The 12084-nt window shown below is 57.2% G+C and carries 14 protein-coding genes; 8 read left to right on the top strand and 6 right to left on the bottom strand.

From position 1 onward, the window contains the following. Positions 1-8: 8 nt before the first annotated feature. Complete coding sequence (locus tag RBB44_RS18230) at positions 9-905, bottom strand: DMT family transporter (RefSeq protein WP_306149031.1); 897 nt, start codon at positions 903-905, stop codon at positions 9-11. Positions 906-1142: 237 nt separating this feature from the next. Here RBB44_RS18230 and RBB44_RS18225 point away from each other — a divergent pair, with 237 nt between their 5' ends. Genes RBB44_RS18225 through RBB44_RS18215 form a run of 3 tightly spaced genes read left to right on the top strand, consistent with a single transcriptional unit; the run spans position 1143 to position 3149 of the window. Continuing rightward, positions 1143-1892, top strand: coding sequence for a pyridoxine 5'-phosphate synthase (locus RBB44_RS18225; RefSeq protein WP_306149030.1), 750 nt, complete (start codon positions 1143-1145; stop codon positions 1890-1892). Continuing rightward, the gene (locus tag RBB44_RS18220; RefSeq protein WP_306149029.1) at positions 1892-2479 is read left to right on the top strand and encodes an HD family hydrolase; all 588 of its coding nucleotides are present in this window, start codon (positions 1892-1894) and stop codon (positions 2477-2479) included. Before RBB44_RS18225 ends, RBB44_RS18220 begins: the two co-directional genes overlap by 1 nt. A gap of 46 nt (positions 2480-2525) precedes the next feature. Next, entirely contained in the window at positions 2526-3149 is a 624-nt protein-coding gene (locus RBB44_RS18215) for a LysE family translocator (RefSeq protein WP_306149028.1), read from the top strand. A 59-nt stretch (positions 3150-3208) separates the two neighbouring features. Here the strand turns inward: RBB44_RS18215 and RBB44_RS18210 are convergent, their stop codons facing one another. After that, complete coding sequence (locus RBB44_RS18210; RefSeq protein WP_306149027.1) at positions 3209-4108, bottom strand: LysR substrate-binding domain-containing protein; 900 nt, start codon at positions 4106-4108, stop codon at positions 3209-3211. A gap of 167 nt (positions 4109-4275) precedes the next feature. Here RBB44_RS18210 and RBB44_RS18205 point away from each other — a divergent pair, with 167 nt between their 5' ends. The 5 genes from RBB44_RS18205 (at position 4276) to RBB44_RS18185 (ending at position 8107) form a co-directional block, all read left to right on the top strand. After that, a complete protein-coding gene (locus RBB44_RS18205; RefSeq protein WP_306149026.1) occupies positions 4276-5406 on the top strand; it encodes a TauD/TfdA family dioxygenase in 1131 nt (376 codons plus the stop codon). Further along, the gene (locus tag RBB44_RS18200) at positions 5403-6167 is read left to right on the top strand and encodes a class II aldolase/adducin family protein (protein WP_306149025.1); all 765 of its coding nucleotides are present in this window, start codon (positions 5403-5405) and stop codon (positions 6165-6167) included. The genes RBB44_RS18205 and RBB44_RS18200 overlap by 4 nt, the downstream gene beginning before the upstream one ends. Positions 6168-6288: 121 nt before the next feature. Beyond that, on the top strand, positions 6289-6882 hold the full coding sequence (locus RBB44_RS18195) for a DJ-1/PfpI family protein (RefSeq protein WP_209174200.1): 594 nt from the start codon (positions 6289-6291) through the stop codon (positions 6880-6882). 136 nt (positions 6883-7018) lie between these two features. Beyond that, positions 7019-7369 carry a ribbon-helix-helix domain-containing protein gene (locus RBB44_RS18190; RefSeq protein ID WP_133946354.1) on the top strand — a complete coding sequence of 117 codons (351 nt, stop codon included), beginning with the start codon at positions 7019-7021 and terminating at the stop codon, positions 7367-7369. 378 nt (positions 7370-7747) lie between these two features. After that, positions 7748-8107 carry a ribbon-helix-helix domain-containing protein gene (locus RBB44_RS18185; RefSeq protein WP_306149024.1) on the top strand — a complete coding sequence of 120 codons (360 nt, stop codon included), beginning with the start codon at positions 7748-7750 and terminating at the stop codon, positions 8105-8107. On the opposite strand, the gene RBB44_RS18180 is transcribed toward RBB44_RS18185, so the two are convergent. The 4 genes from RBB44_RS18180 to RBB44_RS18165 form a co-directional block, all read right to left on the bottom strand. Continuing rightward, a complete protein-coding gene (locus tag RBB44_RS18180) occupies positions 8086-8640 on the bottom strand; it encodes a hypothetical protein (RefSeq protein ID WP_306149023.1) in 555 nt (184 codons plus the stop codon). The genes RBB44_RS18185 and RBB44_RS18180 overlap by 22 nt on opposite strands. 47 nt (positions 8641-8687) lie before the next feature. Next, the gene (locus RBB44_RS18175) at positions 8688-9785 is read right to left on the bottom strand and encodes an NAD(P)/FAD-dependent oxidoreductase (RefSeq protein ID WP_306149022.1); all 1098 of its coding nucleotides are present in this window, start codon (positions 9783-9785) and stop codon (positions 8688-8690) included. A 311-nt stretch (positions 9786-10096) separates the two neighbouring features. After that, the gene (gene gatA, locus RBB44_RS18170) at positions 10097-11581 is read right to left on the bottom strand and encodes an Asp-tRNA(Asn)/Glu-tRNA(Gln) amidotransferase subunit GatA (RefSeq protein ID WP_306149021.1); all 1485 of its coding nucleotides are present in this window, start codon (positions 11579-11581) and stop codon (positions 10097-10099) included. A gap of 13 nt (positions 11582-11594) precedes the next feature. Next, entirely contained in the window at positions 11595-12071 is a 477-nt protein-coding gene (locus RBB44_RS18165; protein ID WP_306149020.1) for a GNAT family N-acetyltransferase, read from the bottom strand. Between the last annotated feature and the right edge of the window lie 13 nt (positions 12072-12084).

The following is a 12084-nucleotide window of genomic DNA, read 5'->3' as shown; positions in this document are numbered from 1 at the left end:
TGCAGAGCTCAGCCGGCATGTGCCGATCTGCCCCGTGACAGAATGACCAGCCCAGAAAAGACGATCACCGCACAGCCAACCAGGGTCTGAGCATCCAGATGCTCGCCGAAAAAGACCACGCCGAGGCCTACGCCGAACAAGAGGCGGGAATAGCGGAAGGGCGTGACGATCGAAACATCCCCGGTGCGCATGGCCAGCATCAAACTGCTATAGGCAAAGACACCTGAGAAAACCGCAAGAGCCACATAAACGCCGCTCGGCATATCTGGCCAAACAAGACCCTCGCCGACCCATATTGAATAGCACACACCGGCAATAATCAGCGTGATGAAACCATAAAAGCCGAGAAGCGCTGTGCTCAGCGACTTAGGCGCTGCCCGGCTTGCAAGGTCCCGGCCTGCAAACCCCAGCATGCCAATGAACGCCAGCATCGACAGCGGCGTGAAACTGTCGGCGCCCGGCCGTAACACGATCAGGACACCAATCAGACCGATGATGATCGCGGCCCAACGGCGCCAGCCAACCCGCTCGCCAAAGAAGATCATGGCCCCAAGTACGACAAAGATCGGTGTAGCCTGCAGGATCACCGTCGTGGACGACAATGGGGTCAGGGCCAGCGCCAAGACATAGAACAGGCGCCCGGTCAGCTCAAAGACGAAACGCACCCCCATGACCGGTGTGAAGACATCGCGCGGGACCAATGCCTCACCGCGTTTCAGGGCCAAACCGCCAAAAACAACGGCACCGCCGAATCCGAACAGTATCAGGATTTCACCGACCGGCAGAACCACTGAGGCGGCTTTCAGGAACATGTCCTCAATGGCAAACAATGCCATTGCCAGGATCATGAACAAACTGCCGCGCAAGTTGGCCGACATGGGTGCGGAAAGACTGTTTGCCGACACGATCTGAAACCTTTGAATCTATGAAGCAAAAAATATTGGTAAGGCTTTTTGTTCTATCGGCTTTTTCAAGGACAAGCCAGACTTGCAGACCCGTGAGCCTGCGGCATAATTCCTCGCTCAAACATTGTCCCTAGTGACAATATCTTGTTTGACTTCAATGACTTTTGGAACAATCTTTCGCAAAAGTCATAACGAATTGACTCAATCTGCCAACCACCTCAACCGGGTTATCGTCTCATGAGTGCCGTCTCGCGCCTGTCCGTCAATGTCAACGCTGTTGCCATGCTGCGCAACCGCCGTGATCTACCTTGGCCCAGTGTCACCGGTCTGGCGGCCATCGCCATGGAAGCGGGCGCAAAGGGTATTACCGTGCACCCACGCCCGGACGAGCGCCATATACGCAAGACCGATGTCTTCGAGCTTGCCGAACTGATCGAAGAGCGCTTTCCGAACAAGGAGTTGTGCCTGGAAGGGTATCCATCACCTGATTTCATGAAGCTTGTGGAGGAAGCCCGGCCCGAACAAGTACTATTTGTGCCGGATGACCCAGACCAGACCACCTCGGACCATGGTTGGGATTTTTCCAAGGACATCGGTCTCCTGGAAACCGCTATTGCCGCCGCAAAGGAATGGGCGGTGACCGTTTCCCTCTTCTGCAACCCAGATCCGGCAGATCCGGATCATGCCGCCCGCATCGGGGCAGAACGGATTGAGATTTACACCGGTCCTTATGGCGCCTGTTATGACACACCCGACTTGGCCGCCAAGGAACTGGACAAGATTGCTGCAACCGCCGAAGCAGCCCAGGCTGCCGGTCTTGGTGTCAACGCGGGACACGACCTGACAGTCGAGAACATTCCGGCTCTGTTGCAGCGGGCACCGTTCATCCGCGAGATGTCGATCGGTCACGGGTTTACCGCAGACGCCCTCGTCTACGGCTTTGCGGAGAGCGTCAGACGATTCCGCACGGCCATGGGCGAGCTTTGATGTCTTCGGATGATTTGGGGCGGCAAGTTGCGTTCCTGCTGGAAACCGACAAGCTGAAAGATGTCATCCGGCTCAATCTGGTTTCAGATGGCAGCCGGCGCGAGACGACCGCCGAGCATTGTTGGCACGTCATCCTGCAAACATTGACCCTTGCAGAACACGCAGAACCCGGGACCGACATTCATCATGTCCTGAAGCTTTTGGCGGTCCATGATCTGGTTGAGATTGACGCTGGCGATCACTGGGTCACGGAAGACAATCACCAGGCCATCTCCATCAAGGAACAAGCTGCCGCGGAAAAGATCTTCGCCTTGCTGCCGAGCCAACAGTCGCATGATTTCAAGGCGTTGTGGCACGAGTTTGAAGCCAACGAGACCAAAGAAGCTCGTTTTGCCAATGCGATGGATGTGCTGCATCCGATGCTGCTTGTCTTCGCATCAGAGCAGGACACGCCTGTTCATGAGCCCATGTCCGTTGACGACATCCGGAAGAAAAAGGAAGCAAAACTCGCTCCCTTTCCTACCCTTTGGGCTTATGCCCAGTCCCTCCTCGACCGCGCCGTTCAGGCAGGTCACCTGACACCCTGAGCCAGCCTCGTTTGGGCCTTGTCCCGATTAAAGAAAGAGATTTCAGATGCCATTTGAACTGTGGCTTATGTTCGTTGCCGTTTCTCTTTTGCCAGCAATCAGCCCCGGCCCAGCCGTTATGCTGGCGATTTCCAACACCCTGCGTTTTGGCCGCAACGCCACCCTCGCTTCTGCGACCGGGAACATGATGGGCCTGATCGTGATCGGCTACGCGGTCGCCTTCGGCTTTGGCGCGCTGATGGCGGCCTCTGCCGTTGCTTTCACAATTCTGAAAATCATTGGTGCGGTCTATCTGGTTTACATCGGCATCAAGATCCTGCGAGACGGGTCCAGCTTTCAGGTGCAGGACGGCGCTCTCACGCCGCGCAAAAGCCCGATGAAGCTGTTCCTTGAGGCGTTTTTCGTCTCTGTCACTAACCCCAAGGCAATTCTGGTGATCACCGCACTGTTCCCTCAATTCATGTCGAAAGGCGGCATCAATCTCGTCGAGATCACCATTCTGTCGGTCACCTATGCAGCTCTGTGTTTTGCCAATCACGCGGCCATCGCCTTCGCTGGAGGTCACATGCGCCAGTTCCTGACATCTGCCCGGCGCGTGCGTTGGGTCCGCCGGATCACCGGCGGCTTGTTTGTTGGGTTCGGAGCAGCACTCGCAACCGCCAGCAGATAGGGCCGTTTTGAGCGGCCTCCCTCACCTTTCATCAACTGAATAGAGGCGCTGCGCTGGTTTCAAGGCGTTTCTGTGTGTGCGGTCTGTTTCAGCCAATTGACAACCACGCCCGCCGTTTCCGCATTCTTGGATCTACTGGAAAGAACGGCGTGATAGGCATCCGGCGGCCGGTAGGCTGGAAGGCTTGCCGGCACCAACAGGCCCTTGGCCACCTGATCCCCGGTGATCGACCGCCAGCCGAGCATGACACCGTGACCGGAGAGCGCGGCCTGTGTCGCCTGGACATAGTTTGAAAACCTCAATCCCTTGGCAGATCCATTGGCCTTCTGACCCGTCCGCAAGAAATATTGCGGCCAGGAAATCCAACCTTTGTCAGCCACGTCGACATGGATCAGAAAGGCGGATGCCAGGCTGCCGGCCTCTTCGTTGATCCGTGCTGCAAGCCCCGGCGCGCAGACGGGTTCCACATGCTCTTCAAAGAGGAGATGCACGGCTCCGTCACGCCAATTGCCGTCACCATAGCGCATGGCAATGTCCGTGCCCGCGCCAAGAGCTGGCACTTCATGCGCGATTGTCTGAACATTCACGACAATGTCCGGATGATCGAGATAAAAGGCTTCCAGCCTTGGCATCAGCCAGTAGGTGGCAAACCCCATGGTGCAGGCAATCGTCACGGTATTGGCTGCTGTCTCGAGAGCGTCAATGTCGCTCAGCGCTTCCATCAACCGTTCCCGGTTGTCCGTAACGGCCTTGAGAAGGATCTCGCCAGCTGTCGTCAATCTGGCCGGGCGGGTGCTACGGTCAAACAAAGACGTGCCGATGTGATGCTCAAGATGGCGCAGCGCCTGGCTGACAGCGGGCAGAGAGACATTGAGTTCCTGCGCAGCATGTTTGACACCGCCCATTCGATCGACGGTTTCAAACACACGGAGAAGACGGGGTGGCGGCAATCGATCCATTCGGCTTCAAGTTAATCCATCAGTTAACTCAAGTTCGTTTTTTATGATCTTTTCAAATCAGTTCCGCAAGCGCAATTTCAATCCAAGAAGCTGGATTGAAACGGAAGTTTTGACCCTGCAACATGCAAGCTCCAACGCAAAGCGCGATTAAGTTACAGGACAACCACATGCTCGGGACGGGTGAAGAAGGCGTGCTCTTGCGCGAAAAGGGACTGGACGTACCGTTGCCGGACGGACGCCTCGCTTATTTCAACTACTATTGGCTGAAGGACAATGAACCGGCGTCTTTCGATCCCGAAACGCGGGAACGGGTCAACGATATCTTCGCGCTTGCCGAAGAGCCGAAAGCGCAATCTGCGGCCATTGCCGGTGAACACCTTGAGATCCAGTGGCAGGGCACAGAGCACCGCTCGGCGATCCCGATGGCGCAGCTTGTGCAATATGCCAAGGCCCAACAGCGCCCGGATCCGGCCAATCTGCCGAGAAAATCCTGGTTCGCAGATCACTATGCAAACATGGCCCGGTTTGATTACGGCTCAGTCGCATCTGACGCTGATGCGCGCAAGAATTGGGCTGGAGCGATGCTGACCGATGGCGTTTCGCTGGTCACCGGCATGCCGAATACGGATGAGGGGCTGACCGATCTCGCTGGCCTGCTCGGATATGTGCGGCCCAGCTACTTCGGGCATACGTTCGAGGTGAAAACCCACATCAAACCGACAAATCTTGCCTTCACGTCCAAGGCCCTGCCGCTGCACACGGATCTTCCGTCCGAAGAATTCGCACCAGGCATCCAGTATCTGCACTGCCGTGCGAATTCAGTTGAGGGCGGTGACAGCATTTTTGTCGACGGCCTTGCTGTTGCGGAAGATTTCCGGACCGCCTATCCGGACGACTTCAAGTTGTTGGTGGAAACGGATATTCCCTATTACTGCGAGCATGACACATTCGACATGCGCGCCCGCCAGCATGTGATTGAGCTCGACGACTACGGAAACATCTCAGGTGTTACGATCAGCCAGCACCACGAGGATATCTTTGACCTGCCGCAAGAGGCGCTAGATGCCTACTATCCGGCCTTTTGCCGGTTTGGACGGATGATGCGCGACGAGAAATACGTGATGCGGTTCCGTTTGAATGCCGGTGAATGTATCGTCTTTGACAATCACCGGATCGTTCACGGGCGTGTAGCTTACTCGGCGACCAGCGGTGAGCGTCATTTGCGGGGGTGCTACACCGACCGGGGAGAGCTGCGGTCTACCTACAGGATCCTATCCGGAGAAGGACGGTTCAAATGAGCGTCGTGACACCGCTGACCCCAAGCGCCGATCAACAATCGGAACAAAGACTGCGGGAAGACCTGGCGGCGGCCTTCCGGCTGGCGGTTGAATTCGGCTGGCACGAAGGCGTCGGCAACCACTTCAGCGCCGCAGTCTCCGAAGACGGGACGAGGTTCCTGATGAACCGCAAATGGCGGCACTTTTCCGAAGTGACAGCCAGCAATCTCCAGCTTCTGGATGCCAATGACGACAGCATCATGGACACGCCGGATGCTCCGGACCCGAGCGCCTGGTGCATTCACGGGACGGTGCACCGGCTCAACCCGGCGGTGAAGGTGCTGTTTCATGTCCATCCACCCAACGCGACAGCTCTGGCAACGCTTCAAGATCCGACTTTGAAGCCGATCGATCTCAACACGGCCCGCTTTTTCGGCAAGGTTGCTGTCGATCTCGGTTTTGGCGGCATGGCGGATGAGGCTGAAGAAGGACGCAGGATTGCCGAGACGCTCGGCACCAAACCGATCCTTATCATGGGCAATCACGGTGTTTCGGTCGCTGCCGAAACGGTCGCGGAGGCCTTTGATCATCTCTATTACTTCGAGCGGGCAGCCGGAACATTGCTGACAGCCTATGCGACCGGCCAGCCGCTTGCGGTCATGTCGGACAATCTGGCCGCCAAGACGGCAGCCGAGTGGGAACCTTACAAGGGCATGGGACACGCCCATTTTGACTATTTGAAGCGCCAGCTCGACAAAAATCAGCCGGACTATCGCGATTAAAATCAGGTCTTTAGCAGGCTGGATCCGTGAAATCCGGCCTGTAGTAGTCGCCTAGTACCCGCTCCATCGCGTTGCAGGCTAGCCTTTGTCCATCCGCAATTCTTCAACGGGAGGACGAAGCATGAGCGCACAGAAGATCCTGATGATCACCGGTGATTTCACCGAAGACTATGAAACCATGGTGCCGTTCCAGGCGCTTTTGGCCATGGGCTATGAAGTGGACGCCGTTTGTCCGGGCAAAAAAGCTGGTGAGAGCGTTGCCACCTGCATCCATGATTTTGAGGGCGACCAGACCTACACGGAAAAACGCGGCCATAATTTCACGCTGAACGCCACTTTCGCCGATATCAATCCGGCCGACTACGACGCTCTTGTGATCCCGGGCGGCCGGGCACCAGAATATCTGCGGCTGGACGGTGCGGTCCTTGAGGCTGTGTCTCATTTCATGAGCGAAACCAAGCCGGTCGCCGCGATTTGTCATGGCGCCCAGATCCTCACAGCGGCGAAGGTTATCGAGGGCCGGACAGTGTCGGCCTACCCGGCCTGCCGCCCAGAAGTTGAGCTTGCTGGCGCGACTTATGCGGACATTGCCGTCGACGCGGCGGTCACCGACGGCAATCTCGTCACCGCGCCCGCCTGGCCGGCACATCCGGCTTGGCTTGCCCAATTCCACAAGGTGTTGAGCAGCGCACAGCAGGGCTCTCTCGCAGCCTGATGATATAAACAACCGGTCCGGGCACCAACTTGCGCCGCCGGGACCGGTATCATGGCCGAGCAGACCAAACAGTGGCGAAGAGCCCTTGAATTGACCTTCTGAGCGGGTACTTTGAGGTGATGGAGGAAACACCGCGATGTGCAAACTGTTTATCGATGCCGATGTAAATCTCTGGCAAAGCACGACAAAATCACTGCGCATCGACGGCATGGTCACATCCGTGCGGTTGGAAACCTTCTTCTGGAACGTTCTTGATGAAATCGCAGCGCGCGACGGTATGAATGTTGTGCAGTTGATCACCAAGCTGCATCACGAAAGCATTGATGCCGGTCACGACCTTGGCAATTTCACCTCTTTCCTCAGGGTCTGCTGTGGCCGCTACCTGGCGCTGCAGCTCGCCGGAGACGTGCCCACAGACACACGCGTTCCGATTGCAGGCCTTGACGCCGATGGCATTCTGGAGGCAGAGGAACGTCGGGTTCATTAAGGCCCAAGCGCAGCTGCCATTCCGGCACTTGTCGCAATGCGTGACCGCTTGAAGGCTTGGACCACAGGATTTTAGGTTTGCTTCCATGGATCCGAAGACCAAAATCCACCAAAGCGAGCCACTTACGTGTGTAGTATTCCGTTACTACCCGCAGCCCCTAATCCCCTGATAGGACAATGCATTCATTGTTGACGTTAGGTCTCCCACCGATTCTTGCCGGTGATGACGCCTGGCGGCAATTCAAGAACCTTGCCGATCCTGTCTTCCTTTCTTTACCCACCAAACAAGAAGTTGGCAGGTTTCCGGTTCCCTGCCCGGGGCAATTATTTCGAACCCGGGCAGGGTTTTCTTGGTCTGCAGTTGTCTGGGGGGGGACACATGTGCAAGTTGTTTGTCGAGACGGCAACTGAGCTTTGGCAATGCCGTGCCCGGTCACTCCGGATCGATGGAATGGTGACATCCGTTCGCCTTGAAAACTTCTTTTGGAAAGTTCTGGAGGAGCTGGCTGAGCGCGACGGCATGAACGTTGTGCAGCTGATCACCCGGCTTCACAACGAAAGCATTGCGGCGGGCCACGATCTTGGCAATTTCACCTCTTTCCTGAGGGTCTGCTGCGGCCGGTATCTCGCCTTGCAGCTCTCCGGCGATGTCCCGACCGACAAGTCTCAGCTAATCAGCGGTCTCAACGTGGACGAAATCCTGAAATCCGAGGCCCGTCAGATACCGGATTGGAATTGAGGAGACGGCGTGCCCTCCTCGCGATTAAGGCCGTTGATCGTCTTTAGAGCTTGCGACAGTTCGCTCTTCTTTCTGATTAACACGATCCTCTCATTTGGCAGATGCTGCCTGCAGGTTTCAATGCAAAACGGCAAGTAGAGAGTTCGGTATTTCCAGGCACGCTTCAAAAAGGGTAGGTCCAACCTTTCAGTGCATCCTGCCGGCATACCCGGGCGTGGGTGATTGCGGTATCTGACCCAGCGCCGGAGAATTCTCAGGCAGCAAAGCCATGGCGGTAGGTTGAACAAAACAACGATGTCCGACGCGGCAACGCGGCTGTTCAGCGTTGGCAGGTTATTGCCCTCAATAATCCAACTGGGATGTGTAAGAAGGTTGTCATGATGGGTGGACCAATCCTGCCAGGTCGGCTCCTCCCAATTTTCCTGAAAATAGAGAGAGTCGAGGCTGTAAAGAGGCAAGCTGAGCGCGTTTGCCAACTGATTTGCCAAATACGTTTTACCGCTGCCGGGCGAACCGATGACCGCGATCTTCAATTTTGGTGTCCTATTAACATCCGCCAACAAGACACGAAAATCTCAACCTAAAGTATGTTCAAAACATGATCAGCAATCGCGAGCGCAGACGTGAGGCCTGGCGATTCAATCCCGTAGAGCGCCACAAGACCGGCTTGCCCGTGCACCGCAGGGCCGTCAATCCTGAAATCCGCAGCCGGCTGACCCGGCCCAACGATTTTGGGGCGGATGCCGGAATAGTCCGGCACGAGGGCACCGTCGGCCAAATCCGGCCAGTAACTCCGGATCGCGGCATAGAATTTTTCTCCGCGAGTGGGATCAACCGGGTAGTGGAAGTCTTCAACCCACTCCACATCCGGGCCGAAACGCGCTTGGTGCTGAAGATCCAGCGTCAGATGAACACCAAGGCCACCGGGCTCCGGCACCGGATAAATCAGCTTCGAAAACGGCGCCCTGCCCTGAAGTTTGAAGTAACTGCCCTTTGCGAGAAACGCCTTGGGCGGATGCGTGCCATCTATCCCGGCAGCCAGCGCCGGGGCCATATGACCGGCGGACAGGATCAACTCCTTACTAGTGATCATATAGGCTTCACCATCTTCGGTCGACACGTGAACCGCGAAACCGCCTGCCTGCAATGGCTCGATGCGATCAACCTTGGTGTTCAGAACCACCTGGCCGCCATGGGCTTCCAAACCGCCCTGCAGCGCCAGCATGAACCCATGGCTGTCAAGAATTCCAGTCGACGGAGACCACAAGGCGCCTGCAGCATTCAACGCCGGTTCCTTTCGGCGGAGCTCATCTTTGGAGACAAACTCCAGATCGGTCACCCCGTTTGCGGCAGCCTTGGCCTTGATGGTGTCCAGTTCCTGAAGCTGCGGGTCATTGGTGGCGACGATCAGCTTGCCGATCTGCTCATGCCCAACCCCGTTTTTTTGGCAAAAGACATAAAGCTGCTTTTTGCCCTGGACACAGAGCCGCGCCTTCAGGCTGCCTTGCGGATAGTAGATCCCGGCATGAATGACCTCCGAATTGCGGGCACTGGTTTCCGAGCCAATCAGATCATGCTGCTCCAAAACCATCACTTCGCGCCCGGACAGGGCCAAGGCGCGCGCGCAGGCAAGCCCCACGGCCCCGGCACCAATCACGATGGTTTCGATGTCATGCATGATTTAACTCAATCCTGCAGTTGTTTGCCCGATCAGCAGCTAGTGCACGTTGTCTGAGAGTGTGGCTTTCTAAAACTTCTCAAGTGTCGTCCCAGCGAAGGCTGGGACCCAGTATCCCTGTGGAGGCGTTTAGAAAACACGCCTTTCCGGTGGTTACTAGGCCCCAGCCTTCGCTGGGGCGACAAAGTCCCGGAAAGGTACAAATTCATAGAATCAGCAGAACTTTTTCCGTCCCGGCCTTGAGCCGGGACCATAGGGGTTGAAAAGCGGCCCCGGATCAGGTCCGGGGCGGCCTTAACAGGCGGCGGGTGTTACCCCCACCACTTCTCCGGCTCGAAAGAGCCAGCAGCGTCTTCGATGACCTGACCGACCTGGAAGAGTGTCGACTCATCGAACGGTTTGCCGATCAGCTGCAGGCCAAGCGGCAGGCCTTCAGACGAGAGACCAGCAGGTACGGAGATGCCCGGTAGACCGGCCATGTTCACGGTCACGGTGAAGATGTCGTTGAGGTACATTTTCACCGGATCGGAGTGAAGGTCCTGATCCGCCACTCCAAAGGCTGCAGAAGGCGTTGCCGGGGTCAGGATGGCGTCAACGCCGTTTTGCCACGCCAGATCAAAGTCGCGCTTGATCAGCGTGCGGACCTTCTGGGCTTTCAGGTAGTAGGCATCGTAGTAACCGGCGGACAACACATAGGTGCCGATCAGGATGCGGCGCTTGACCTCATCGCCAAAGCCTTCGGCGCGGGTGTTTTCATACATCTCCACGATGTCCTTGCCCGGAACGCGCAGGCCGTAGCGCACGCCGTCATAACGGGCGAGGTTCGAAGAGGCTTCCGCAGGCGCAACGATGTAATAGGCCGGGAGCGCGTATTTTGTGTGCGGCATTGCAATGTCGACAATTTCCGCGCCCGCATCCTTCAGCCACGCGATGCCCTGTTGCCACAGCTCATCGATTTCGCCCGGCATGCCGTCCAGCCGGTACTCGGCCGGAATGCCGATTTTCAGGCCCTTCACGGACTTGCCGATGGCAGCTTCATAATCCGGGACCTCGATGTCGACGGACGTGGTGTCTTTTGGGTCGACAGACGCCATGGACTTCAGGAGGATCGCACTGTCGCGCACCGTGTGGGCAATCGGACCAGCCTGGTCGAGTGAAGAAGCGAAGGCAACAACGCCCCAGCGCGAACAACGGCCGTAGGTCGGCTTGATGCCAACGGTACCTGTGAAGGCCGCCGGTTGACGGATGGAGCCGCCGGTGTCCGTGGCCGTTGCGCCCATGCACATGCGTGCAGCAACGGCGGCCGCTGAGCCGCCGGACGAGCCGCCCGGAACGAGATCCTGGTTGGAGCCTTTTTTCCGCCACGGGTTGATGACGTCGCCGTAGTAGGAGGTCTCGTTCGACGAGCCCATGGCGAACTCGTCCATGTTCAGCTTGCCCAGCATGACCGCGCCATCGGCCCACAGATTGGCCGTCACGGTGGACTCATAGGCTGGCTTGAAGCCGTCCAGAATGTGGGAACACGCCTGCGTATGAACGCCTTCGGTGCCGAACAGGTCCTTGATACCGAGCGGAATACCTTCTAGCGCACCGCCCTCGCCCTTGGCGAGCTTGTCGTCAGAGGCCTTTGCCATCGCGCGGGCTTTGTCTGCGGTAACGGCAACATAAGCATTCAGCGCGCTGTTGGCCTGTTCGATGTTGCCGAGAAACGCCTCGGTGAGTTCGGTGGACGTGTAGTCCTTGTTCTTCAAGCCTTCGCGGGCTTCGGCAATGGTCAGTTTTGTAAGGTCTGTCATGGGTCCAGGTCTTTCAGGCTGCCGTCAGGCGCCGGGAATAGAAAAGGGATTCAGGATGTTCGGGATAGTCCAGGATCGAGCCGCACACTTTAAAGCCGCTGGTCTCGTAGAGGCGTTTGGCCGCGTCATAATTGACACCGGTTTCCAATACGGCCTCGGAGAAGCCTTCCTCGATGGCGAGCGCCAGGATCCGGTCCAGCAGTTTGCGTCCAAGGCCGAGGCCCTGATAACCGGGACGGGTGTACATGCGTTTGACTTCGGCAATGCCGCCACCGTGGCGGTAGAGCGATCCGCAGGCCGCCACTTTGCCATCGACGCGGGCGACAAAGACAGTGGTCCGCGCATCGGCCATCTGTTCGACGGTCAGATGATGGCAGGCGTCTTCCGATGTCAGGCTCAACAACAATGCATTCAATTCACCGACCATCGCACGCATCTCATCACTGAGCGGCGTTTCAACGGCGATTGAAATGGCTGGCGCGGACGACATCCCGGTTACTCCT

The organism is Roseibium sp. MMSF_3247 (assembly GCF_030733765.1).
Lineage (GTDB): Bacteria > Pseudomonadota > Alphaproteobacteria > Rhizobiales > Stappiaceae > Roseibium.
This window is presented reverse-complemented; position numbering and strand designations above follow the sequence as displayed.